Genomic DNA, 23,434 nt, shown 5'->3' with positions numbered 1-23,434 from the left:
TTTTCTAAGCTGCCTGTACGGCAGTGCACGTTTATCCTCTGCCATGTTGCATGCCCATGATTTTCTAAGCTGCCTGTACGGCAGTGCACGGCGCCTCCATGCCGAAATCCGCGCCGACGTCTTTCTAAGCTGCCTGTACGGCAGTGCACGTTAATCGCACCACCTACCAAAGCCACTTACTTTTCTAAGCTGCCTGTACGGCAGTGCACCGGAACGGGCGATTTCATCCCTACCGCTGATCTTTCTAAGCTGCCTGTACGGCAGTGCACCGATTTGCGCCGTTTGCCCGCGAAAATGAGCATTTTCTAAGCTGCCTGTACGGCAGTGCACGAAACCTTTGGTCATCACGTCCGCGACGCGCTTTTCTAAGCTGCCTGTACGGCAGTGCACGAAAAGGCTCAAAGACTGGAGAAGGCCAGTAATTTCTAAGCTGCCTGTACGGCAGTGCACTCCCTCTCGGGTGCAATCGATACCCTCGGACATTTCTAAGCTGCCTGTACGGCAGTGCACGGCGGGTGGTGCTGACCGACATCGATACGGCATTTCTAAGCTGCCTGTACGGCAGTGCACTATCACCGCGACGAGAAAGGAAAGATTGTGAATTTCTAAGCTGCCTGTACGGCAGTGCACATTACGTCAATGACCCACGCTTTGCTCAGTGGTTTCTAAGCTGCCTGTACGGCAGTGCACACCAAAGGCGGCGCGCTCGGCAATCGATAACTTTTCTAAGCTGCCTGTACGGCAGTGCACATCAATCCTGGAAACGTAGGTTATTTGTTCGCTTTCTAAGCTGCCTGTACGGCAGTGCACGCACCCGACAGCATTTTGCCCGCTGTGAATCATTTCTAAGCTGCCTGTACGGCAGTGCACACCGCGAACGGGTTCCCATATAACGCATCTGTTTTCTAAGCTGCCTGTACGGCAGTGCACTGACGCATGCACCTGGAGCTGCCTGGAGCAAATTTCTAAGCTGCCTGTACGGCAGTGCACCATGCGGGTCGGTGAGGTTTGCCGCATAGAGTTTTCTAAGCTGCCTGTACGGCAGTGCACGTCCTGATCGTCGGCCAGCTCTCCGGCTTTCTTTTCTAAGCTGCCTGTACGGCAGTGCACGGCAAGAAGTTTGGATCGTTGAGATAGCCATATTTCTAAGCTGCCTGTACGGCAGTGCACCCATCCGGGGCGTGAAGGGCGGCGCAGTGAAATTTCTAAGCTGCCTGTACGGCAGTGCACTGCTTCATTTTGGCGACGAATTTACCCTCGTTTTTCTAAGCTGCCTGTACGGCAGTGCACCGCACAGGTCGAAGCCCGCCGTGACGCCGGCATTTCTAAGCTGCCTGTACGGCAGTGCACGTGCCTGATATGCAACAATCTGGGCTGATTTTTTTCTAAGCTGCCTGTACGGCAGTGCACGCTGTCGACTCATGAGTGCCTGGCAGGGGGACTTTCTAAGCTGCCTGTACGGCAGTGCACGCGCAAGCAGCGACGGGCAGCTGACGGCCGCCTTTCTAAGCTGCCTGTACGGCAGTGCACCCGTCATAAATCCAGTTAGGGATCTGCGCACATTTCTAAGCTGCCTGTACGGCAGTGCACAGCGTCGTTTCGGCGAACACCGACGGCATCGTTTTCTAAGCTGCCTGTACGGCAGTGCACCGTTGCATATTAGCGCTAATCAGCTGATTGATGGAGGAAAATCGAAATCTCCGTTCAAAAAGCCTTTTTTAAAGCGATTAAAAATATGATTTAAAATCAATAAATTAAAAGTATCACTCAAAAAAGGGTTCGGCAACCAAGAACGGGGTAAGGTGACATCTTTGCATTTTAGGGGGAATTATAGGTTCCCTGTTTGGTATCACCATCCGTCCCACTCAGACGCATAGACACCACTGATGACCTGAATTGCCAGCTCAAACAGCTGAGCAAAATACAAAAAGAGCGGCTGGTGAGTCACCCGCCGCTGTCGTTGGAGTATCTATTGCCGGTCGTTAAAAGCGACTAAACGGCGCCGAAAAAGCCACTTCGCCGCTGACGCCATTCAGGGCGTCTTCCGCCAGCGGGTAGACCTGGAACGCGCTTTCCGTATCCGGCCAGCGACAATGCAGGCCATAGGCGGCGGCCGGTTTAAAACCGAAGCGGCCGTAGTAAACAGGATCGCCCAGCACCACCACCGCGGCGTAACTGAATTCGTTCAGCGAATCCAAGCCTTCGTAAACCAGCTTTTCAGCCAGCCCCTGGCGGCGCAGGCTTTCGTCTACCGCCAGCGGCGCCAGCGCCACCCATTGTCGGTCTTCGCCGGCCACGTCTACCGGGCTGAACGCGGCGTAACCCACCACCCCGCCTTCGTCGTCAGTGGCGACCACGCCCAGCGTCAGCAGGCCGTCTTCGCGCAGCTGCTGCACCAGATCGGCTTCGTCGTCGCGGCCAAAGGCGCGGCGCAGCAAGGCATCGATGCCCGCCGCATCTACCGGTATCTCTACGCGGATCAGCATGATACCGCCACACGGGAAGCCGGCGCCGTGCCCTCCTGCAACCCTGCTTCGACAAAATCAGCCAACTGCAACAGCCCCATGCGCAGCGGCGCAGGCATGCTTTCCAGCTCGATGGCGTCCATCAAATTTTTCACATACAGGCCCAATTCGGTATCCCCTTCAATCTGCAGCCGACGCTGAAAGAACAGCGTATCCGGATCTTGCTTGCGCGCCGCGATCAGGATCAGATCGTTGGCGTCGCCGCTGAAGCTGACGTCCGCTTCGGCGTGCTGGCTGACCACCAGTTTGTCGTTTTCTACCGTCATAAACCATTGTAGCGCCAGATCGCGAACTTCGATCTTCAACCAGCGCGATTCGAGAAATTCCAGATCGCCATCCGCCAACGCCTGGCGGAACTGCCAGCTCAGCACCTGTTGCAGCAGCTGGCGCTGCAGGGCGAACGGCGTGAATTTCAGCGGGATGCGCAGCAGCGACGGCCCCTGGCGCACAAGGCGTGCTCGTAGTTGTTCCAACACGGTCATCCACTCCTTTCAATACGGACTACCGCTATTTTGCCACACTGCCGCACGGCTTCAGCGGTCTATATCAACAAATAGTGCATTTCACCGCCATGTTTATCAATACGCCATAAGCTGCCCCAAATCAAAACCTGTGTGCGCCCCTTTGCCTAAAATGGCCTCCCCGATTCGCGTTTGCCGGCGGAACACCGCCTTCGGCAACCTTTAAAGACAGCGTGCGCCCGGCCGGGCGCACGGCTAAGCCAGGATAAATCTATGGAGCTGCTTTGTCCCGCCGGCAACCTGCCGGCCCTGAAGGCCGCGGTGGATAACGGCGCCGACGCCGTTTACATCGGTCTGAAAGACGATACCAACGCGCGCCACTTCGCCGGCCTCAACTTCACCGAGAAAAAGCTGCAGGAAGCGGTCGATTACGTGCATCGCCACGGCCGCAAGCTGCATATCGCCATCAACACCTTCGCCCATCCCGACGGCTACGCCCGCTGGCAGCGCGCGGTGGATATGGCGGCCCAGCTGGGCGCCGACGCGCTGATTCTGGCGGATCTGGCGATGCTGGAATACGCCGCCCAGCGCTACCCGCAGCTGGAGCGCCACGTTTCGGTGCAGGCCTCCGCCACCAACGAAGAGGCTATCCGTTTCTACCAGCGCAACTTCGAGGTGGGCCGGGTGGTGCTGCCGCGCGTGCTGTCGATGCATCAGGTGAAACAGCTGGCGCGCACCAGCCCGGTGCCGCTGGAAGTGTTCGCCTTCGGCAGCCTGTGCATCATGGCCGAGGGGCGCTGCTATCTCTCTTCCTACCTGACCGGCGAGTCGCCGAACACCGTCGGCGCCTGTTCGCCGGCGCGGTTCGTGCGCTGGCAGCAAACCCCGCAGGGCATGGAGTCGCGCCTGAACGACGTGCTGATCGACCGCTATCAGGATCATGAAAACACCGGCTACCCGACGCTGTGCAAGGGCCGCTATCTGGTGGACGACGTGCGCTACCACGCGCTGGAAGAGCCCACCAGCCTCAATACGCTGGAGCTGCTGCCGGAGCTGCTGGCCGCCAACATCGCCTCGGTGAAGATCGAAGGCCGCCAGCGCAGCCCGGCTTACGTCAGCCAGGTAGCGCGCGTCTGGCGCCAGGCGATCGACCGTTGCCAGGCCGATCCCGCCGCCTACCGCGCCGACGCCGCCTGGATGGAGACGCTGGGCGCGATGTCCGAAGGCACCCAAACCACGCTGGGCGCCTATCACCGCAAATGGCAGTAGCCGGAGGAAACATGAAATACGCACTGGGGCCGGTACTCTACTACTGGCCGAAAAACGACATCGCAACGTTCTATCAACAGGCGGCGGACAGCAGCGCCGACATCATTTATCTCGGCGAGAGCGTCTGCGCCAAGCGCCGCGAGATGAAGGTCGGCGATTGGCTGGCGCTGGCGCGCGAAATCGCCCACAGCGGTAAACAGGTGGTGATCTCCACGCTGGCGCTGCTGCAGGCGCCGTCCGAACTGAATGAGCTGAAACGCTATGTGGAAAACGGCGAGTTCCTGTTTGAAGCCAACGATCTGGGCGCGGTGAACATGGCGGCGGAGCGCGGCCTGCCGTTCGTCGCCGGCCATGCGCTGAACAGCTACAACGCCTATACCCTGCGCCTGCTGCGCCGCCAGGGCATGATCCGCTGGTGCATGCCGGTCGAGCTGTCGCGCGACTGGCTGGCCAATCTGCTGACGCAGTGCGACGAGCTGGGCTTCCGCCACGACTTCGAGGTGGAGGTGCTGAGCTACGGCCATCTGCCGCTGGCCTATTCGGCGCGCTGCTTCACCGCCCGCTCGGAGAACCGCGGCAAGGACGAGTGCGAAACCTGCTGCATCAAGTATCCGCAGGGCCGCATGATGCGTTCGCAGGAACAACAGCAGGTGTTCGTACTCAACGGCATCCAGACGATGAGCGGTTACTGCTATAACCTCGGCAACGAGCTGCCGAACATGCAAGGGCTGGTGGACATCGTGCGGCTCTCGCCGCAGGGCGCCGAGACGCTGGCGCAGATCGATGCCTTCCGCGCCAACGAGCGCGGCGAGCAGCCGCTGACCTTGACCGACCACGCCGACTGCAACGGCTACTGGCGCCGCGTGGCGGGGCTGGAGTTGGTGTCTTAGCGAGGTAAGCGCCGGCGGCGCTCTGTCGCCGGTATCGGTTTACGCCGCACGTTTTCTCCTGTTTTATCTGCAGCATGGCTCACCTGGCCGCCTTCAATCCCACACATTACGCACCGTTATCTGTCTTGTTCACTGTGAATCCTTGATTAATTCATTTGAATGAATTAATTTTTTGAGTGACATTCCATAAATGAGATGAGGAGTAACGAGATGCTGACACGCCCTGAACCGTTATCTCTGGCCGAGCGCGACCGCCGCTGGCAGCTGGCGCGGGACATTATGCAGACGGAAGACCTTGCGGCCCTGATCGTATACGGCGACCGAGAAGCCGCCGCCCCAGCCGGTTTCGCACCAGATTGCTACTTCACCAACGACCGTCCCGGTTCGATCGTCGTTTTCGTCGGCGATGAATCGCCGCGCATCTACACCTTCGCTTCGATGATGGTCGCCGACCACTTGCAGGCCTCGTTGCGCGGCGATCTGCAATGGATCGGCGCGGAACAGCTGTTCGTCGGTAAAACCGGTCGCGATGTCGGCGCCTGGCTGGCCGAGCGCCGTTTAGCGGGAACCCGCATCGGCATCATCGGGCTGGAACCCTATCCCCCCTTCTACTTCGACGGCGCCATGCCCGCTCGCACGCTGCAGGGGTTGACGGAGGCGCTCCCAACGGCCAATTGGATACCGGTCTACCGCGAATTCTTCCGGCGCGCCTCGGTAAAAAGCGAGGAGGAATTGCGGCTGGTGCGCTATGCCGCACACATCGGCGAAACCATGAGCGAAACATTGCGTGCCACCGCCAGACCCGGCGTTTCCGAAGCCGATCTGGTGGCAGCAGTGACGGCAACCTGCTTCTCAATGGGCGGTTATACAGCAGAGCTGCTGTTGGGATCCGGCCCCGAATACGTCGGTTGGGGGCCACCTGCCTGGCAATATCGCGCCCAGGCGCCACGGGTTCTGCAAGAAGGCGATTTGGTGTTGTCGGAGATCTTCGCCCTGTACGGTATGATGGAAACCCAGCATCAGGCCGCTATCGCCATCGGCGAGGTACACCCCGATATTCTGCACGCTGCGGCGATCGCCAGAGCGAGTTATGAGGCGGGATTAGGCGCGCTGCGAACGGGTAACACCTTCGGCGATGTGGTCGACGCCATGGAGCAACCGTTGCTGGCCGCCGGCTGCTGGCACGTGCATCCGCTGATCCATAGCCTTAATCCCTATGGCCCGGTCGGTTTCGGCACCGCGCCCGGCATCGAGTCTCTCCCCGAAGCCGCCCGCTATGCGCAGCTCAGGCGTTTGCCTACCGTGGGGCGTGAACTGCCGCTGCAAGCAGGCATGTGCTTCGCTTTTGAACCCAGCTGTGCTTTCGGCAGGCATATGGCCAACCTCGGCGGTACGGTATTGGTCGGTGAAACAGGCGGCGTGGCACTGAATGAGAACTCAACCCGGCTGATGTTCGCAGGCGGCTCACATCGATAATCAGGAGACAATGTTTCAATGCAGAATCAGGACAGGCTCAATGAGCGTACCCGCGAAACCCAGGAACGTCTTATCCGGGCAGGCTTGAGCCTGTTCAGCAAACATGGACTCGAAGGCGTGCGCACCCGCCAACTGGCCGAAGCGGCGGGGGTGAATCAGTCCGCCATTCCCTATCATTTTGGCGGCAAGGAGGGCGTCTATCTGGCAGTGCTGGAACATGTAGCCGGTAGCATTGTCGCCCATTTAGCCTTGCCGCGCCGCCTGCTCGCCGGGCAAACGCCGGCGGAAGCATTACGGACATTGATGCAAGATTTCGTCACCGCCTTGCTGGGCTCGGAAACCTCTGCGGCAAGCAGCCTGTTGTTGGCGCGAGAACAGCTCCAGCCCAGTGCCGATTTCGATGCCCTGCATACCTGTTTATTCTCACCGCTGCATCACACCGTGAGCGAACTGGTCACGGCGATCCGCAGCGACCAACCTGACCTGAAAGAGAATATCCTGCGCGCGCACGCTGTTCTCGGCCAGGCGTTGTCCTTCGCCGTCGCGCGCGAGGCGCTATTGCGAAGGCTGGGAGAAAACGCGCTGTCGCCACAGGAGATCGCGCAGATCGCCACTCTGGTTGGCACGATGTCAGTCGCCGCCGCGCAAGGCTGAACGCGGCGGCGTTAGTTACGCCCGCCGCTTCCTGAACATCCCGCGCAGCGCCACGCTGTTGCGTAAGAAGGCCACGCCGAAGCCCAGCAGGGTGTAGACCACGCCGAGTATCAACATCATCACCACGTCGCCCCACACTTCATTCAGCGACAGCCCCATCTGGTTGACGCCGGCGATCGCCTTGGTGCCCCAGGTGGAGGGAATGCTGTACGAGATGGCGCGCACCCAGGCCGGCATCGACTGCAGCGGCCAGATGGTGCCGGACAGGTAGAAGATCGGCGTAGTGATGAACGCCAGCGTCAGGTAGATCATCTCGACGCTGCGCAGGCACTCGGTCACCAGCTTGCCCAGCCCCAATACCGCCAGCAGGAACGGGAAGGTCAGCAGCAGCAGTTCGGCGATGTTCGCCGTCTGCCTATAGCCCAATACCCACGGCCACAGCACGAACAGCACGATCGACAGGAACAGCCAGATCGGCAGCAGCGCCGTCAGCCCGCCGAGGTGCGCCGCCAGCGGCGCTTTGCCGCCGGGCATGCTCTTCATGGCGATGTTGACGCGGATACAGGCGATCAGCAGCGAGTGCTGCAACAGCATCACCAACAGCCCGGGGAAGATGATCGCCGCAAAGCTGATGCCGGGGTTGAACACGTCCAGCGTTTGCCCCAGTATCGGCGTCAGCAGTATCTGCGCCTGCCGTTCGCTGAAGCCGCTGCGCAGCAGCAGCCCGTTGTTGTACTCCGTCAGCAGCTGCTGATAGGCCGCCACCACGTCTTGTTGGATCTGGCCGTTAGCCAGGCGGTTGGTGGCGTCGCCGTAGACCGGCACCACGATGTTCTGCCCGCTGAGGATCTTCTTCTCCAGATCCACCGGCATGATGATCACCGCAAACAGCTTGCGCCAGCTGAGATCGCGCTGCGCCTGTTCCAGGCTGTCGTAGGTTTCAATCGCTATCTTGGACGTGGCGTCCAGCTGGCGGATCAGCTGGCGGCTGGCGGTGCTGTGGTCCTGATCGACCACCCCCACCGGCAGATCCCACACCGTGCGGTTGGCGTACACCATGCTCATGATGCACAGCGACAGGATCAGCATCAGCCACACCGGCCGCTCCAGCATGCCGAGCAGCACCTTAACGAAGGTTTGCCAATAGAGCTTCATCCGGCGTTCCCCTCTTTTTCCAGCCGCGCCGGCAGGCGATTACGCACCAGCAGCGCGGCCACCAGCGGGTAGACCGCCAGCAGCGCACACACGCTGAAAATGGCGCTGGCGTGCACCTGCCGCAGGAACACGTCGAACATCGCGTACAGCGCGTGGGTCAGCGGTTCGATGTTGGAAATGATGCGCGCCGGCAGCGGCATCGACAGCTCAGGCACCGCCATGCCGGAGAAGGTCATCGCGATACTGACCAAAATACCGATCAGGCTGTACGCGGTGATGGTACTGCCGGTAAAGGTGTACAGCAGCAGGCCGATGCTCTGCGCCGCCATCACGTAGAACAGGCCGATCAACAGCATAAACAGTGGATTGCCGCTGACGCGGGCGTCAAAGATGCCCACCAGCGCCGCGATCTCGACCATCAGCAGGGTGGTGAAACACAGCGTGTACGGCGCCAGCTTGCCGAGCAGAGCCAGGCTGAACGGCTTGGCCTGCAGCAGCGACTTGCTGCGCGCCAGCACGTAGATCATGCAGGTCACCGCGAACAGCTGCAGCAGATGGATGGTGGCGGCGAACTGCTGGTAATAGATATAGCTGCCGCTGGCGTTGAACAGGCTGCCGTAGGAGAGCGTCACGTCCGCCAACGGCGGCAGCGTTTTGCCCATCTCGGTGGCGATGATGCTGCGGGTGTTGGCGTTGATTTCGTTCATCAGGCCGCCAAAATCCTGGGTGGAGTACAGCCCGGCGCCGTAGAACAACGCATTGTAGTACATCACCACGCTCGGCTGTTTGCCCGACAGCGCGTTGGCCTCAAGGTCCGGCGGGATATACAGCAACGCGTAATCCTGCGCGCTGCGCAGGCGGCTCAGCGACTCCGGTAACCCACCGCCGTAAGCCTCGACGTGGGCGTGCGAACCGGCGTCCAGCCGACGCGTCAGCGATTTTGACAGCGGGCTGTGATCGCTATCCACCACCGAGACCGGCAGATCGAGCAGCGTGCCTTCGGAGAAGTTGCTGCTGATCAGCGCAAACAGGATCAGCGGAAAGATCCAGCTCAGCCAGTGCACCACCGGGCTGCGAAAGGCGACGCGACACTCTTTGTCGAACGCGTGACTGAAGCAGCGCCAGCCGGCCCTTACTCTTTCCATTGCCATAAGGTGCTCATCCCCGGACGCAGGCCGTCCACCGGCTGTGACGGATACAGGCGCACTTCGAAGGTTTTCAGGTCGAAGTCGCCGGTGGCGCGGGTGGCGCGTTTGGTGGCGTAATCCCCCAGCGGCGCGATGTAGCGCACTTCGGTGTCGATCATTTTGTCCTTCAGCGCCGGCACCCGCAGTTTGACCTTGTCGCCTTTGCGCACGTGGGCCAGGATGTCTTCGCGCAGGTTAAACACGAAGTAGGCGTCCGGCACCCGGATCAACGTCACCAGCGGGCTGCCGGCGTTCAGCAATTCGCCCACTTCGGCCGGGATCGGCCCCACTTCGCCGTCTACCGGCGCTTTCACCTGCAGATCGTCGCTCTGCGCCTGGATCTGCAGCAGATTCTCTTCCGCCGCCCGCAGCGCCGCCGCATATTGCTGCCGCTGCTCGACACGGTCGCCGTTGATGCCTTCATCCAGGTTGGCTTTGGCCGCCTGCACCTGCTGGAAGGCGGTGTCGCGCGACCGGCGCGAAGCGTCCAGCTCGGACTTCGAGATATAGCCTTTGCCGGCCACGCTCAGGTTGCGGTTGTAGTCGTTTTGCGCATTGCGGTACTGCGCCTCGGCCTGCGCCAGGTTGGCGCGCAGGTTGCGGATGCTCTCTTCACGGGTGCCGTGCAGCGACAGCTCGAGCTGCGCCTTGGCCTCGTCGCGCGTCGCCTGCGCGGAACGCAGCTGCGCCATCAGTTCGGGGCTGTCGAGTTGAATGATCAGCTGGCCGCTTTTCACGTCGTCGCCGCGTTCGATCAGGCGTTCAACCACCCGGCCTTTCGCCTTGGATGCGACGATCACTTCGGGGGCATCCACTTCACCCTGCAGCAACAGATCCTGATTGTGCGCGCGGAACAGGATCGCCAATGCGATCGCCGCCAACATCAGCAACAGGGTAAACAGCGTCTTTTTTTTCATTATGTCAGCTCCCGGAACGGTAAGCGGCGGGCGGGGATCATCATTTCCATGTTTCAAATTGCTCCAAAAAACACCATTGCTCTCATGAGGATATCACAAGCACATATCTCCTCTTTTATAACTATAAATTGGATTATGCTTTTAACACTAAAAAGCATCATTTTAGGCTTTTTGGTATGCAGATTCCTGCAATCGCCCTTTAAGCGATTCACTCTCTGATGGACGATGTCATGACTGAAAACACTGCCGTACCGCTTTCGGTACTGGATTTATCGCCAATCCCGCAAGGGGCCAAGGCGCGCGACGCTTTCCACTGTTCGCTGGATTTGGCGCAGCACGCCGAACGCTGGGGCTACCGGCGCTACTGGCTGGCCGAGCACCACAACATGACCGGCATCGGCAGCGCCGCCACCTCGGTGCTGCTGGGCTATCTGGCCGCCGGCACCCAGAGCATTCGCCTCGGCTCCGGCGGCGTGATGCTGCCGAACCATGCTCCGCTGGTGATCGCCGAACAGTTCGGCACGCTGGAGTCGCTCTATCCGGGGCGCATCGATCTGGGGCTTGGCCGCGCGCCCGGCACCGATCAGCGCACCATGATGGCGCTGCGCCGCCACCTGTCCGGCGATGTGGATACCTTCCCGCGCGACGTGCAGGAGCTGCAAAACTACTTCTGCGACGCGCAGCCCGGCCAGCCGGTGCAGGCGGTGCCGGGCCAGGGGCTGCACGTGCCGCTCTGGCTGCTGGGTTCCAGCCTCTACAGCGCACAGCTGGCGGCGCAACTCGGCCTGCCGTTCGCCTTCGCCTCGCACTTCGCCCCGGATATGCTGTTCCAGGCGCTGCAGCTGTACCGCGAGAACTTCAAACCGTCCAAACAGCTGGCGCAGCCGCACGCCATGGTGTGCGTCAACGTCGTCGCCGCCGACAGCGATAGCGACGCGCGCTTCCTGTTCAGTTCGATGCAGCAGCAGTTCATCAATCTGCGCCGCGGTTCGCCCGGCCCGCTGCCGCCGCCGGTGGATAACATCCACGCGCTGTGGACCGCCGGCGAGCAATATGGCGTCGAGCAGGCGCTGCGGATGTCGATCGTCGGCGATGAAAAAACGGTGCGCCACGGGCTGCAAACGCTGCTGCGTGAAACCGATGCCGACGAGATCATGGTCAACGGCCAGATCTTCGATCACCAGGCGCGGCTGCGTTCGTTCGAGATTGTCGCCGGGGTGCAAGGCGACGTCGTGAAGGGATAAAACGCGAAAAGGCGGTGGGGAACCCCACCGCCTCGGCGTTAACGCTGGATCAGATAGCGGATGGTCGGCCCGTCCTGCTGAATATCCAGCACCTTGTAGCCGTGGTTGCGCGCGTCGAGCGGAATGTTGTTGATCGACTGCGGGCAATCGCTGATCACCTCCAGGATTTCCCCCGGCTTCAGCTGCGGCATCGCCTCCAGCGTCGCCACCGCCGGGTACGGGCAAGGCTCACCCAGCATGTCCAGCCGGTAGTCCGGCACTATCGTCATCTCTTTCATGGCAGGCTCCTCAAATTCACCACCTGCGCCTCAGGCCGGGCGCGGAAAAAGCGTTTCTCCCACCACAGCATGGCGGCGAAGGCCAGCGCCAGCAGCAGATAGGTCACCAGCAGGCCACCAATTGGGCCGAAGGTGTCGAGCAGGTTGATCTTGTCGTAGTCGGTCGCCAGCGCCGGCGCCAGATCGTCCCAGTAATAGGCCAGCAGCGTGGCGCCGATGATGTTGCCCAGCCCCACCCACCAGTAGTGTACCTGCCCTTCCACCGCGCGGTACATCCAGCCGGTCTCGCAACCGCCGGCCAGCACGATGCCGAAGCCGAACAGCAAGCCGCCCAGCACCGCATTCGGGCCGGCCCACATGATCTTCGGCGCCACGCCAAGCTGCACGTAGCTGAAGATGCCGATGGCGCTCACCGCCATGCCGATGATGATGGCTTTCGCCATGTGGGTGCGGCCGGTGATCCACAAATCGCGGAACGCCGAAGTGAAGCAGATCTGCGCACGCTCGATCAGCAGACCGAAGCCGATGCCGAACAGCATGGCGATGCCGAGCTTCGGCGCATCGAACAGCGTCCACAGCGACCAGGCCACCGCCAGGCCGAAGACCGCCATGCCCAGCCGGAAGCGGCGGCGCGCCTGCTCAGGTTTCTGCGTCAGCGGCGCGGCGGCCTTCACCTTTTGCAATTTGACCGGGATGCGGAACATCGGCAGCAGCGTGAATTTGGCGCCGAAGTACGAACCCGCGGCGGTCGCCAGCGCGAAGAACCAGGCGTGCAGCGAAAACTGAGGAATACCGGTGAAGAACGCCGCCAGGTTACAGCCCATCGCCAGGCGCGCGCCGAAGCCGGCGATAATGCCGCCCAGCAGCGCCTGCACGATGCGAATGCGGTGCTGCGGCTGGCGTAGCTTGATGTTGTTGGCCCACAGCGCGGCGGCGATGCAGCCGGCGAACATGCCGATGATCATGCGCCCGTCGATGCGCTCCAGCGGCGTGCCCTGCAGGCCGATAACCTTGAAATAGCCCCACTGCTCGGGGTGCAGGCCGAACCACTGCAGCACATGGCCGCCCCAGCGGGTGAACTCGCCGGTCACCGCCCAGAAAGTGCCGGTCATGCCAAAGTAGTAGGTAGAAAGGATCCCGGCGGCGATCACCGCCGGCAGCGGCGCCCAAAAGCGCACCAGGTATTGAGATTTGAACTGCTGCCAACTCATGGCATCTCCCGTGCATATCATCCGTAAGAAAAAACCTTATGAATGATACGCCATTCAGGGACGTTTGACGGCAACTTTCAGGCATAAAAAAACCAGCCCGCAGGCTGGTTTTTCAGAGCGATTCACCGCGAACGATGAATCAGCGATTACGCGTCGCCGAAACGACGACGTGGTGCAGCAGGTGCTGCGTCATCACGGCGTGGCGCCGGCTTACCGTCACGGTTGAAGTTACCGCCACGACGCTCGCCGCCGTTGCCGCCTTCACGACGTTCACCGAAGGAACGACGTGGGCCGCCTTCGCGACGTTCGCCGTTGAACGGACGACCGTTACCACGACGCTCGCCACCGTTGCCACCGTCACGACGCTCGCGACGTTCGAACGGCTGTGCATCGCCCAGCAGCTGCATGTTCATCGGCTTGTTCAGGATGCGGGTGCGAGTGAAGTGATTCAGGATCTCGCCCGGCATGCCTTTTGGTAGCTCGATGGTGGAGTGGGAGGCAAACAGCTTGATGTTACCGATGTAACGGCTGCTGATGTCGCCTTCGTTAGCGATAGCGCCAACGATGTGACGGACTTCTACGCCATCGTCACGGCCCACTTCGATGCGGTACAGCTGCATTTCGCCAACGTCACGACGTTCGCGACGCGGACGGTCGCCGTCACGGCTATCACGGCTGTCGCGACGGTCGCCACGATCACCGCGACGATCGTCACGGTCGTTGAACTCGCGGCGCTGACGCGGCTTGAAGACCGGATCCGGCGGCAGGATCAGCGGACGTTCTCCCTGTGCCATTTTCAGCAGCGCTGCGGCCAGGGTTTCCATATCCAGCTCTTCTTCCGGCTGCAGTTTGGTCAGCAGTGCGCGGTACAGATCCAGATCGCTGCTTTCCAGCTGCTGCTGAACTTTTGCGGCAAACTTGGCCAGACGACGCTCGCCCAGCAGTTCTGCGTTCGGCAGTTCCACTTCCGGGATGGTCAGCTTCATGGTGCGTTCAATGTTGCGCAGCAGGCGGCGTTCGCGGTTTTCCACGAACAGCAGCGCGCGGCCGGCACGGCCCGCACGACCGGTACGGCCGATACGGTGAACGTAAGACTCGGAGTCCATCGGGATGTCATAGTTGACAACCAGGCTGATGCGCTCAACGTCCAGGCCACGGGCCGCAACGTCGGTCGCGATCAGGATATCCAGACGACCGTCTTTCAGGCGCTCCAGGGTCTGCTCACGCAGCGCCTGGTTCATGTCGCCGTTCAGCGCAGCGCTGCTGTAACCGCTGCGCTCCAGCGCTTCGGCCACTTCCAGGGTCGCGTTCTTGGTACGGACGAAGATGATCGCCGCGTCAAAGTCTTCAGCTTCCAGGAAACGCACCAGCGCTTCGTTTTTACGCATGCCGTAGACCGACCAGTAGCTCTGGCTGATGTCCGGACGGGTGGTCACGCTGGACTGGATGCGCACTTCCTGCGGCTCTTTCATGAAGCGGCGGGTGATGCGACGGATCGCTTCCGGCATGGTGGCGGAGAACAGCGCGGTCTGATGTTCAGCCGGGATCTCAGCCATGATGGTTTCTACGTCTTCGATAAAGCCCATGCGCAGCATTTCGTCGGCTTCATCCAGCACCAGACCGCTCAGGTTAGAGAGGTTCAGGGTGCCGCGCTTCAGGTGGTCCAGCAGGCGGCCTGGGGTACCCACAACGATTTGCGGGCCCTGGCGCAGAGCGCGCAGCTGCACGTCGTAACGCTGGCCGCCGTACAGGGCTACCACGTTGACGCCGTTCATGTGTTTGGAGAAATCGGTCATCGCTTCGGCAACCTGAACCGCCAGTTCGCGGGTCGGTGCCAGCACCAGGATCTGAGGTGCTTTCAGGTCTGCCTGCAGGTTGTGCAGCAGCGGCAGCGAGAACGCTGCAGTTTTACCACTACCGGTCTGTGCCATGCCCAGCACGTCGCGGCCGTTCAACAGGTGAGGAATACACTCAGCCTGGATCGGAGATGGTTTTTCATAGCCCAGATCGTTCAGGGCGGAAATGATTGGAGCAGACAGCCCCAGATCAGCAAAAGAGGTTTCAAACTCAGTCGTCATGTACACGTGCCTCATTAATAATGGCAGCCAGTCTACATAACTCGTCGAGAAAATTTTCAGTCATTTTCATTGAAAAGTGTGAACCGGCTCAAATTAGATTATAAAACGAACAAAAAAGCCCTCGCCCGTGAAGGCGATAACTTTGGTTAAAAACCAATGTCCATCAGGCTGATAGGTGTTCGTCAGCTATTGCTGGTCCGATTCCGATAGGTCGTCTTGCTCTTGGCCCAAAAGCGCCAATTCCAACAATGCATAGCGGTGCTCAACGAAGTTGTGAACGTTGTTAGACACCGTCAGTTTGAACAGCGCCGAAGCGGTGTCCTTGTCCCCCAGACTCAGGTAGTGTTTACCCAAATAGAAGTCAGTTTCACTGAGATGCTCAGCGAGCGAAGTGTTATCCGTTGCATCTGCCTTGAGGCGTTCCATCAGCGTTTTTTCGCTGATCTTGCCCAGGTAGAATTCGACAATATTCCATCCCCATTGCCCTCTGTCCGCTTTGTCATAGCGCTGCTGAAGCGCTACCTCGGCCTTCTTGGGATCGATTTCTCGCTCCACCAGATACAGCCATAACGAACGGAAGGGATCGTTTGGGTCGTCTTGATAAAACGCCTGCAGATCATCCTGCGCCAACGGGAAGCGGCCGCCATAATACAGTGCGATGCCCCGGTTTAAACGCGCGTAATTGTAAGTTGGATCAAGCTCTAGTACAGAATCAAACGCTTCATAGGCAGCATCAAAATTGCCTGCCTGCGTTAAGTAAATGCCCAGGTAGTTGAAAACTTCCGGCATGTCGGGACGTATCGCCAGCGCCTGCGAGAAATCATTGCGCGCTAATGCACGTAACCCGAGGCTATCATACAGCACACCGCGCTCATATAAAAGCTGTGCGCGTTCGTCGTCCGTCAGTGCCCGGCTGGCAAGAATTTGTTCCATGCGCGCCAGGATCACTTCCTGCTGCAACGTTGGCTGCAACGGGATCGCCAAAACTTCGTCTTTACGCCAATCATGGTTGCTGCATCCTGCCAGCATGAGTGCTGTCGCAACGTAACACCAGCGCAAGAAAGGCTTCATTTCCCACTCCCGAAGACAAACATTGGATGAACGTCCTGTCCTCCGTTTGCTAATACGCGGGCATCCTACCCGCGCGATACGAACAGCTCCCAACCCCATGGCGGGGAGCTGTAAAACTATCTATACAGTTATTCTGCTTCAGGCGCAGGTGAACCCGCTTCCGGCGCCATCGCTTCTTTGATGCTCAGACGCACGCGGCCCTGACGGTCAACTTCCAGTACCTTAACCGGCACTTCCTGACCCATCTGCAGATAGTCGGTCACTTTCTCGACGCGCTTGTCGGCGATCTGAGAAATGTGTACCAGACCTTCTTTACCACCGCCGATGGCGACGAACGCGCCGAAATCAACGATACGGGTCACTTTACCCTGGTAGATACGGCCCACTTCGATCTCTGCCGTGATCTCTTCGATACGACGGATAGCGAATTTCGCCTTCTCACCGTCGGTCGCAGCGATTTTAACTGTACCATCATCTTCGATTTCGATGGTAGTGCCAGTCTCTTCGGTCAGTGCGCGGATAACGGAACCGCCCTTACCGATCACGTCTTTGATTTTATCCGGGTTGATGCGGATAGTATGAATACGCGGTGCGAATTCGGAGATATCGCCGCGCGGGGTGCTGATAGCCTGTTCCATCACGCCCAGGATGTGCAGACGCGCGCCCTTGGCCTGGTTCAGAGCCACCTGCATGATTTCGCGGGTGATGCCTTCGATTTTGATGTCCATCTGCAGCGCGGTGATACCGTCGCGGCTACCGGCCACTTTGAAGTCCATGTCGCCCAGGTGATCTTCGTCACCCAGAATGTCGGACAGAACCACAAAGTTATCGGCTTCTTTCACCAGGCCCATCGCGATACCCGCAACGGCAGCCTTGATTGGCACACCGGCGTCCATCAGCGCCAGAGACGCGCCGCACACGGAAGCCATGGAAGAAGAACCGTTGGATTCGGTGATTTCAGACACCACGCGAACGGTGTACGGGAAATCTTCCGGTTTAGGCATCATAGCCAATACGCCGCGTTTCGCCAGGCGACCGTGACCGATTTCACGACGCTTAGGTGAACCGACCATGCCGGTTTCGCCCACGGAGTACGGAGGGAAGTTGTAGTGGAACAGGAAGCTGTCGGTCTTTTCGCCCATCAGCTCGTCCAGGTTCTGTGCGTCGCGCGCGGTGCCCAGGGTCGCGGTAACCAGCGCCTGAGTTTCGCCACGGGTGAACAGCGCGGAACCGTGGGTGCGCGGCAGTACGCCGGTGCGCACGTCCAGGCCACGGATCATGTCTTTTTCACGGCCGTCGATACGCGGCTCGCCACGCAGTACGCGGCTGCGCACCACGTTCTTCTCGACGTTGCCCAGGATGTCCTGGATTTCGCCGGCGTCCAGCGTTTCGTCCTGCGCCAGCAGGGTTTCAACGACGCTGTCTTTGATCGCGTCAACCTGAGCGTAGCGCTCTTGTTTTTCGGTGATGTGGTAAGCGTCGCCCAGGCGAGCTTCGGCCAGTTCAGCCACGCGCGCGTGCAGCGCTTCGTTGACCGCAGGCGCCTGCCAATCCCACTTCGGCTTGCCGGCTTCGGCAACCAGCGCGTTGATGTTTTCGATAACCACTTGCTGCTGGTCGTGGCCGAACACCACGGCGCCCAGCATCTGGTCTTCGCTCAGCACGTCCGCTTCGGATTCAACCATCAGCACCGCACCTGCGGTACCGGCTACCACCAGATCCAGACGGCTTTCTTTCAGTTCGTCAGTCGTTGGGTTCAGCACGTACTGGTCGTTGATGTAACCCACGCGCGCTGCGCCGATTGGGCCGTTGAACGGAATACCGGACAGGCTCAGGGCTGCGGAAGCACCGATCATCGCAACGATGTCCGGGTTCACCTGCGGGTTAACGGAAACCACGGTCGCGATCACCTGAACTTCGTTCAGGAAGCTGTCCGGGAACAGTGGGCGGATCGGGCGGTCAATCAGACGGGAAGTCAGCGTCTCGCCTTCGCTCGGACGGCCTTCGCGACGGAAGAAGCTGCCCGGGATACGACCGGCGGCGTAGGTACGCTCTTGGTAGTTAACGGTCAGCGGGAAGAAGCTCTGGCCCGGCTTGGCTTTTTTCTGGCCAACCACGGTAACGAATACGGCGGTGTCATCCATGCTCACCATAACGGCGGCGGTGGCCTGACGAGCCATCATACCGGTTTCGATGGTGACGGTATGCTGGCCATACTGGAATTTGCGAATGATCGGTGTCAGCAAAATTATATCCTTGATAAGCGGCGCGCAATCGCATTGACGACTCGACACGCCTGTGACTCGATTTGCCTTCTCACTACATCCTCGCGACTAATGACAATCCTTATCTCAGGCGGGAGATAAAGCCTCTCATTAGCCGCGCGAACCTCTGTAACGGAAGAACCTGTTTGGAAACATCAGTAATACATTAACCTGATTTGCTTATGCTTCCTAGAAGAAAGGGGCCAAAATAGGCCCCTTTCCACTGAAACTTGCTAGATTAGCGACGCAGACCCAGACGCTCGATCAGGCTGGTGTAACGTGCTACATCTTTACGCTTCAGGTAGTCCAGCAGCTTACGACGCTGAGAAACCATACGCAGCAGACCACGACGGCTGTGGTGATCTTTTTTGTGCTCGGAGAAGTGGCCTTGCAGATGGTTGATCTGCGCAGTCAGCAGGGCAACCTGAACTTCGGTAGAACCGCTGTCGTTAGTACCACGACCGAAATCAGCTACGATTTGAGCTTTAGCTTCAACACTTAGAGACATTGTAATACTCCAGATTATAGATAATAAAAACAGGCGCCGATCTCTAATTCAGCAACCCAATGCATAAGCTGCGCCATTCTACTCTTAGCGCAGTGCGATCGCAAGGTGACGCAGTGCCCCGCCGTCAGTCGAAATGCTCGACCACCAGGCGGCGCGGCGCCACGCGACCGTCCTCGGCAATGTCGCCAACGCCGATGAATTTCCGCTCTTCACCCTCGGTGATACGCACCATGCCGGAAGCCGGCGCGCCGGCCACTTGCACCGGTTGCCCCTGCTTGACATAGCCCGCCACCACCGGCAGCAAATTCACTTCCGGATAGTTCTCAACCGGGCTGTCCATCGGCATCAGCAGCGGATCGAGCAGTTCGCCGGGTGCGATGTCTTGTTCCTGCGCCTGCGCCAGCAAAGCGTTCAGCTGTTCCAGCGTCACCATGCGCGCGATCGGATAAGTCGCCACCTGCAGGCGGCGCAGATAGATCACGTGCGCGCCACAGCCCAGCAGCTCGCCGAGATCGTCGGTGATGGTGCGGATGTAGGTGCCTTTCGAGCAGTGGATCTCCAGCTCCAGCTCATCCCCTTCCCAGCGGATAAACTGCAGCTCGTACACCGTGATGCTGCGCGCTTCGCGCGGCACTTCAATCCCCTGGCGCGCATACTCGTAGAGCTTCTTGCCCTGGTATTTCAGCGCCGAATACATCGACGGCACCTGCTGGATATCGCCGCGGAAGGTGTCCAGCGCCGCGTCGAGCTGCGCCTGGGTAAAATTCACCGGGCGCTCCTGCACGATCTGGCCGTCGGCGTCGGAGGTATCGGTGCGCTGCCCCAGCTTGGCGATCACCCGATAACGCTTGTCGGAATCGAGCAGGTATTGCGAAAACTTGGTCGCTTCGCCCAGACAGATAGGCAGCATGCCGGTCGCCAACGGATCGAGCGCGCCGGTATGGCCCGCCCGGTTGGCGTTGTACAGGCGTTTTACTTTTTGCAGCGCATCGTTGGACGACAAACCCTGCGGCTTGTCCAGCAACAGCACGCCGTGGATATCACGGCCGCGGCGACGAGGGCGACTCATTAATCCTCCTTGTCATCGCCTGAGGCGGAACGGCGCTCGGCGTCGTTCTTCACCACGTTGGTCACCAGGTTGGACATGCGCATGCCTTCCACCAGGGAGTTGTCGTAGGCGAAGGTCAGCTCCGGCACCACGCGCAGGCGCATCGCTTTGCCCAGCAGGGTACGGATGTAGCCGGAAGCGTCCTGCAACGCTTTAATGCCGTTGGTGACCAGATCCGGATCGTGGTTCTCGGTCAGCACGTTCAGGAAAGTGACGTAAACCTTGGCATACGCCAGGTCGCGGGACACTTCCACGCCGGAAACGGTCGCCATGCCGACGCGCGGATCTTTCACTTCACGCTGCAGAATGATCGCAATCTCTTTCTGCATCTCTTGCGCCACGCGTTGACCGCGGCTGAATTCTTTTGCCATTTTGGATTCTCCAGACAAATCGGGGGGCACAAAGGCCCCCCGTAAACAGATATAAGCAGATGTGCAATCGTTAAGCGATGGTGCGTTGGATCTCAATGATTTCGAACACTTCGATCATGTCGCCGACGCGCACGTCGTTATAGTTCTTAACGCCGATACCACATTCCATGCCGTTACGGACTTCGTTAACGTCATCTTTGAAGCGGCGCAGGGATTCCAGCTCGCCTTCATAGATAACTACGTTGTCGCGCAGTACGCGGATTGGGTTGTGACGCTTGATGGTCCCTTCGGTAACCATACAGCCGGCGATAGCGCCGAACTTAGGCGATTTGAACACGTCGCGCACTTCGGCCAGGCCGATGATCTGCTGCTTGTATTCCGGCGCCAACATACCGCTCATCGCCTGCTTCACTTCGTCGATCAGGTTATAGATCACGGAGTAGTAACGCAGATCCAGGCTTTCCGCTTCGATTACGCGGCGCGCAGAAGCGTCGGCACGCACGTTGAAGCCCAGGATGATGGCGTTGGAAGCCGCAGCCAGCGTCGCGTCGGTTTCGGTGATACCACCTACGCCGGAGCCGACAATCTTCACCTTCACTTCGTCGGTGGAGAGTTTCAGCAGCGAGTCGCTGATCGCTTCGCAAGAACCCTGTACGTCGGACTTCAGTACGATGTTCAGCTCGGACACTTCGCCGTCGGTCATGTTGGCGAACATGTTTTCCAGCTTGGACTTCTGCTGACGCGCCAGTTTGACTTCGCGGAATTTGCCCTGACGGTACAGCGCCACTTCACGCGCTTTCTTCTCGTCGCGCACCACGGTCGCTTCGTCACCCGCTGCAGGCACGCTGGACAGACCCAGGATTTCCACAGGGATAGACGGGCCGGCGGAGGTCACTTCACGGCCCAGTTCGTCACGCATCGCACGCACACGGCCGTATTCGAAGCCGCACAGGACGATATCGCCCTTGTTCAGCGTACCTTCCTGAACCAGCACGGTAGCCACAGGGCCACGGCCTTTATCCAGGAAGGACTCGATCACCACGCCGCTCGCCATGCCGCTGCGAACCGCTTTCAGCTCCAGCACTTCGGCCTGCAGCAGGATAGCCTGCAGCAGCTCGTCAATACCGGTACCGGCTTTCGCGGACACGTGGACGAACTGCGCTTCGCCGCCCCACTCTTCCGGCATAACGCCGTACTGAGACAGTTCCTGCTTAACGCGGTCCGGATCGGCTTCCGGCTTGTCAATTTTGTTCACCGCAACCACCAACGGCACCTGCGCCGCTTTCGCGTGCTGGATAGCTTCGATGGTCTGTGGCATCACGCCGTCGTCGGCCGCCACCACCAGAACCACGATGTCAGTCGCCTGAGCACCGCGAGCACGCATCGAGGTAAATGCGGCGTGGCCCGGGGTATCCAGGAAGGTGATCATGCCGTTCTCGGTTTCTACGTGGTAGGCACCGATGTGCTGGGTAATGCCACCGGCTTCGCCCGCCGCCACTTTGGTGGAGCGGATGTAGTCCAGCAGAGAGGTTTTACCGTGGTCAACGTGGCCCATGATGGTCACGACCGGCGCGCGCGGCTCGGCCGCAGCGCCCGTATCACGGTCGCTCATCAGCGCTTCTTCCAGCTCGTTTTCACGGCGCAGGATAACTTTGTGGCCCATCTCTTCGGCAACCAGCTGTGCGGTTTCCTGGTCGATAACCTGGTTGATGGTGGCCATGGCGCCCAGCTTCATCATCACTTTGATGACCTGAGAACCTTTTACCGCCATCTTGTTGGCCAGCTCGGCCACGGTGATGGTTTCGCCGATCACCACGTCACGGTTAACCACCTGCGCCGGCTTATTGAAGCCTTGCTGCAGAGCGCTAGGCTTGCGTTTGCCTTTACCGCCACGGGTAACGGCACGCGCTTCTTCGCGGTCCGCTTTGGACTCGGACAGCTTGTTGCCTTTCTTCTGCTTGGTGGCTTTGCCGCCGCGGGTGCGGCTGCGACGATCGCCTTCAACTTTGGCGTCGTTCTCGTCTTCTGCGGCACGGGCGTGCTGAGAGGTGGTCACGTGATAGTCGGCGCTTTCAACCGCGGCGCTTGCCGCGTCTGCCTGGGCCCACTTCTCGCCGTTCTCTTCGGCCATGCGACGGGCTTCTTCTGCCACGCGCTTGGCTTCCTCTTCAACCTTGCGGCGCACTTCCTCTTCCGCTTTGCGTTTCAGTTCAGCGGCTTCGGCTTCACGGCGTGCTTTTTCCGCCTGAGCTGGCTTGGTCATTTCGTCGGTATGTTGATTGGTCACTTTTTCTTTTTCCGCTGAATTACGCTTAGCAATCTCCGCGGCCTCACGTTTGGCTTGCTCTTCGGCAGCGCGCTTCGCTTCCGCTTCGCGTTTTGCGAGCTCTTCCGCTTCGCGCCGTGCCTGCTCTTCCGCTTCACGCTGTGCCTGCTCTGCCGCTTCAGCCAACTGGGCTTCCTGCGTATCGCGATTTACATAAGTGCGTTTCTTGCGGACCTCAATTTGCACCGATTTACTTTTACCGCCGGTGCTCGGGATATTCAAGGTGCTGCGCGTTTTGCGCTGCAAAGTGAGTTTACCCGGCGCGCTGCCGTGTTCACGGTTCAGGTGCGCCAGCAATGTTTCTTTTTCTTGCTGGGTAACAGAGTCCGACTCGGACTTGTTGATCCCTGCATCAGCAAACTGCTGTACCAGGCGATCAACCGGAGTCTGAATCTCTGCTGCCAGCGATTTTACGGTTACATCTGTCGTCATGCTGTTCCT

20 protein-coding genes, 1 pseudogene and 1 CRISPR repeat array are annotated in these 23,434 nt (G+C 59.7%); of the genes and pseudogenes, 6 read left to right on the top strand and 15 right to left on the bottom strand.

The features are described from left to right. Position 1: 1 nt before the first annotated feature. Positions 2-1,650: a CRISPR direct-repeat array (repeat unit 28 nt; unit sequence TTTCTAAGCTGCCTGTACGGCAGTGCAC). 241 nt (positions 1,651-1,891) lie between these two features. Beyond that, positions 1,892-1,996 (top strand): annotated as a pseudogene (locus HMPREF3138_RS27485) (GIY-YIG nuclease family protein); the annotation flags it as partial. Here the strand turns inward: HMPREF3138_RS27485 and HMPREF3138_RS14105 are convergent. Together HMPREF3138_RS14105 and HMPREF3138_RS14100 are read right to left on the bottom strand one after the other, a co-directional pair. Next, complete coding sequence (locus HMPREF3138_RS14105) at positions 1,983-2,486, bottom strand: GNAT family N-acetyltransferase (RefSeq protein WP_038879103.1); 504 nt, start codon at positions 2,484-2,486, stop codon at positions 1,983-1,985. The pseudogene HMPREF3138_RS27485 and the gene HMPREF3138_RS14105 overlap by 14 nt on opposite strands. After that, on the bottom strand, positions 2,480-3,007 hold the full coding sequence (locus HMPREF3138_RS14100) for a ubiquinone anaerobic biosynthesis accessory factor UbiT (RefSeq protein ID WP_170310532.1): 528 nt from the start codon (positions 3,005-3,007) through the stop codon (positions 2,480-2,482). Before HMPREF3138_RS14100 ends, HMPREF3138_RS14105 begins: the two co-directional genes overlap by 7 nt. Before the next feature lie 252 nt (positions 3,008-3,259). Between HMPREF3138_RS14100 and HMPREF3138_RS14095 the strand changes: the two genes are divergently transcribed. The 4 genes from HMPREF3138_RS14095 to HMPREF3138_RS14080 all read left to right on the top strand — a co-directional run bounded on the left by HMPREF3138_RS14095 (position 3,260) and on the right by HMPREF3138_RS14080 (position 7,275). Further along, positions 3,260-4,255, top strand: a complete 996-nt coding sequence (locus HMPREF3138_RS14095) for a ubiquinone anaerobic biosynthesis protein UbiU (protein ID WP_038879105.1) — start codon at positions 3,260-3,262, stop codon at positions 4,253-4,255. Positions 4,256-4,266: 11 nt separating this feature from the next. Then, positions 4,267-5,145 (top strand): U32 family peptidase, encoded by an 879-nt coding sequence (locus tag HMPREF3138_RS14090; protein ID WP_038879107.1) that lies wholly within the window; start codon positions 4,267-4,269, stop codon positions 5,143-5,145. 210 nt (positions 5,146-5,355) lie between these two features. Next, on the top strand, positions 5,356-6,621 hold the full coding sequence (locus HMPREF3138_RS14085; RefSeq protein ID WP_038879110.1) for a M24 family metallopeptidase: 1,266 nt from the start codon (positions 5,356-5,358) through the stop codon (positions 6,619-6,621). A gap of 18 nt (positions 6,622-6,639) precedes the next feature. Then, positions 6,640-7,275: a CerR family C-terminal domain-containing protein gene (locus HMPREF3138_RS14080; protein ID WP_038879112.1), complete on the top strand. Its 636-nt coding sequence runs from the start codon at positions 6,640-6,642 to the stop codon at positions 7,273-7,275. Positions 7,276-7,290: 15 nt separating this feature from the next. Here HMPREF3138_RS14080 and HMPREF3138_RS14075 read toward each other — a convergent pair whose 3' ends face one another. The 3 genes from HMPREF3138_RS14075 to HMPREF3138_RS14065 are packed head-to-tail and all read right to left on the bottom strand — an operon-like array spanning position 7,291 to position 10,534. Continuing rightward, the gene (locus tag HMPREF3138_RS14075) at positions 7,291-8,430 is read right to left on the bottom strand and encodes an ABC transporter permease (RefSeq protein WP_038879115.1); all 1,140 of its coding nucleotides are present in this window, start codon (positions 8,428-8,430) and stop codon (positions 7,291-7,293) included. Then, positions 8,427-9,581, bottom strand: coding sequence for an ABC transporter permease (locus HMPREF3138_RS14070; protein ID WP_038879118.1), 1,155 nt, complete (start codon positions 9,579-9,581; stop codon positions 8,427-8,429). Before HMPREF3138_RS14070 ends, HMPREF3138_RS14075 begins: the two co-directional genes overlap by 4 nt. Beyond that, the gene (locus HMPREF3138_RS14065; RefSeq protein WP_033638900.1) at positions 9,563-10,534 is read right to left on the bottom strand and encodes an HlyD family secretion protein; all 972 of its coding nucleotides are present in this window, start codon (positions 10,532-10,534) and stop codon (positions 9,563-9,565) included. Before HMPREF3138_RS14065 ends, HMPREF3138_RS14070 begins: the two co-directional genes overlap by 19 nt. A gap of 230 nt (positions 10,535-10,764) precedes the next feature. Here HMPREF3138_RS14065 and HMPREF3138_RS14060 point away from each other — a divergent pair, with 230 nt between their 5' ends. Continuing rightward, the gene (locus HMPREF3138_RS14060; RefSeq protein WP_170310508.1) at positions 10,765-11,778 is read left to right on the top strand and encodes a luciferase-like monooxygenase; all 1,014 of its coding nucleotides are present in this window, start codon (positions 10,765-10,767) and stop codon (positions 11,776-11,778) included. A gap of 38 nt (positions 11,779-11,816) precedes the next feature. Here HMPREF3138_RS14060 and yedF read toward each other — a convergent pair whose 3' ends face one another. The 10 genes from yedF to infB form a co-directional block, all read right to left on the bottom strand. Continuing rightward, a complete protein-coding gene (gene yedF / locus HMPREF3138_RS14055; protein WP_170310509.1) occupies positions 11,817-12,047 on the bottom strand; it encodes a sulfurtransferase-like selenium metabolism protein YedF in 231 nt (76 codons plus the stop codon). Positions 12,048-12,052: 5 nt separating this feature from the next. Next, positions 12,053-13,267: a selenium metabolism membrane protein YedE/FdhT gene (yedE, locus tag HMPREF3138_RS14050; RefSeq protein WP_033648664.1), complete on the bottom strand. Its 1,215-nt coding sequence runs from the start codon at positions 13,265-13,267 to the stop codon at positions 12,053-12,055. A 146-nt stretch (positions 13,268-13,413) separates the two neighbouring features. After that, positions 13,414-15,345 carry a DEAD/DEAH family ATP-dependent RNA helicase gene (locus HMPREF3138_RS14045; RefSeq protein ID WP_038879128.1) on the bottom strand — a complete coding sequence of 644 codons (1,932 nt, stop codon included), beginning with the start codon at positions 15,343-15,345 and terminating at the stop codon, positions 13,414-13,416. Then, positions 15,335-15,409: a protein YrbN gene (gene yrbN / locus HMPREF3138_RS27480; RefSeq protein WP_223182019.1), complete on the bottom strand. Its 75-nt coding sequence runs from the start codon at positions 15,407-15,409 to the stop codon at positions 15,335-15,337. Before yrbN ends, HMPREF3138_RS14045 begins: the two co-directional genes overlap by 11 nt. 122 nt (positions 15,410-15,531) lie before the next feature. Further along, complete coding sequence (nlpI, locus tag HMPREF3138_RS14040; RefSeq protein WP_004933495.1) at positions 15,532-16,416, bottom strand: lipoprotein NlpI; 885 nt, start codon at positions 16,414-16,416, stop codon at positions 15,532-15,534. Positions 16,417-16,544: 128 nt separating this feature from the next. Continuing rightward, positions 16,545-18,662: a polyribonucleotide nucleotidyltransferase gene (gene pnp, locus HMPREF3138_RS14035; protein WP_038879130.1), complete on the bottom strand. Its 2,118-nt coding sequence runs from the start codon at positions 18,660-18,662 to the stop codon at positions 16,545-16,547. A 256-nt stretch (positions 18,663-18,918) separates the two neighbouring features. Further along, a complete protein-coding gene (rpsO, locus tag HMPREF3138_RS14030) occupies positions 18,919-19,188 on the bottom strand; it encodes a 30S ribosomal protein S15 (RefSeq protein ID WP_004933502.1) in 270 nt (89 codons plus the stop codon). Positions 19,189-19,312: 124 nt separating this feature from the next. After that, positions 19,313-20,257, bottom strand: a complete 945-nt coding sequence (truB, locus tag HMPREF3138_RS14025) for a tRNA pseudouridine(55) synthase TruB (RefSeq protein ID WP_038879133.1) — start codon at positions 20,255-20,257, stop codon at positions 19,313-19,315. After that, positions 20,257-20,667 carry a 30S ribosome-binding factor RbfA gene (gene rbfA / locus HMPREF3138_RS14020; protein ID WP_004933508.1) on the bottom strand — a complete coding sequence of 137 codons (411 nt, stop codon included), beginning with the start codon at positions 20,665-20,667 and terminating at the stop codon, positions 20,257-20,259. The genes truB and rbfA overlap by 1 nt, the downstream gene beginning before the upstream one ends. A 70-nt stretch (positions 20,668-20,737) precedes the next feature. Beyond that, a complete protein-coding gene (gene infB, locus HMPREF3138_RS14015) occupies positions 20,738-23,425 on the bottom strand; it encodes a translation initiation factor IF-2 (RefSeq protein WP_004933511.1) in 2,688 nt (895 codons plus the stop codon). Positions 23,426-23,434 lie beyond the last annotated feature (9 nt).

The sequence above is a fragment of the Serratia sp. HMSC15F11 genome, from assembly GCF_001808215.1.
GTDB lineage: Bacteria > Pseudomonadota > Gammaproteobacteria > Enterobacterales > Enterobacteriaceae > Serratia > Serratia nevei.
This window is presented reverse-complemented; position numbering and strand designations above follow the sequence as displayed.

Coding starts and splice junctions, on each gene's coding strand:
- nlpI (WP_004933495.1), bottom strand. CDS start 16,416: ATGAAGCCTTTCTTGCGCTGGTGTTACGTTGCGACAGCACTCATGCTG.
- rpsO (WP_004933502.1), bottom strand. CDS start 19,188: ATGTCTCTAAGTGTTGAAGCTAAAGCTCAAATCGTAGCTGATTTCGGT.
- rbfA (WP_004933508.1), bottom strand. CDS start 20,667: ATGGCAAAAGAATTCAGCCGCGGTCAACGCGTGGCGCAAGAGATGCAG.
- infB (WP_004933511.1), bottom strand. CDS start 23,425: ATGACGACAGATGTAACCGTAAAATCGCTGGCAGCAGAGATTCAGACT.
- HMPREF3138_RS14070 (WP_038879118.1), bottom strand. CDS start 9,581: ATGGCAATGGAAAGAGTAAGGGCCGGCTGGCGCTGCTTCAGTCACGCG.
- HMPREF3138_RS14100 (WP_170310532.1), bottom strand. CDS start 3,007: ATGACCGTGTTGGAACAACTACGAGCACGCCTTGTGCGCCAGGGGCCG.
- HMPREF3138_RS14060 (WP_170310508.1), top strand. CDS start 10,765: ATGACTGAAAACACTGCCGTACCGCTTTCGGTACTGGATTTATCGCCA.
- yedF (WP_170310509.1), bottom strand. CDS start 12,047: ATGACGATAGTGCCGGACTACCGGCTGGACATGCTGGGTGAGCCTTGC.
- HMPREF3138_RS14095 (WP_038879105.1), top strand. CDS start 3,260: ATGGAGCTGCTTTGTCCCGCCGGCAACCTGCCGGCCCTGAAGGCCGCG.
- HMPREF3138_RS14090 (WP_038879107.1), top strand. CDS start 4,267: ATGAAATACGCACTGGGGCCGGTACTCTACTACTGGCCGAAAAACGAC.
- HMPREF3138_RS14085 (WP_038879110.1), top strand. CDS start 5,356: ATGCTGACACGCCCTGAACCGTTATCTCTGGCCGAGCGCGACCGCCGC.
- truB (WP_038879133.1), bottom strand. CDS start 20,257: ATGAGTCGCCCTCGTCGCCGCGGCCGTGATATCCACGGCGTGCTGTTG.
- HMPREF3138_RS14075 (WP_038879115.1), bottom strand. CDS start 8,430: ATGAAGCTCTATTGGCAAACCTTCGTTAAGGTGCTGCTCGGCATGCTG.
- HMPREF3138_RS14105 (WP_038879103.1), bottom strand. CDS start 2,486: ATGCTGATCCGCGTAGAGATACCGGTAGATGCGGCGGGCATCGATGCC.
- yedE (WP_033648664.1), bottom strand. CDS start 13,267: ATGAGTTGGCAGCAGTTCAAATCTCAATACCTGGTGCGCTTTTGGGCG.
- HMPREF3138_RS14065 (WP_033638900.1), bottom strand. CDS start 10,534: ATGAAAAAAAAGACGCTGTTTACCCTGTTGCTGATGTTGGCGGCGATC.
- HMPREF3138_RS14045 (WP_038879128.1), bottom strand. CDS start 15,345: ATGACGACTGAGTTTGAAACCTCTTTTGCTGATCTGGGGCTGTCTGCT.
- HMPREF3138_RS14080 (WP_038879112.1), top strand. CDS start 6,640: ATGCAGAATCAGGACAGGCTCAATGAGCGTACCCGCGAAACCCAGGAA.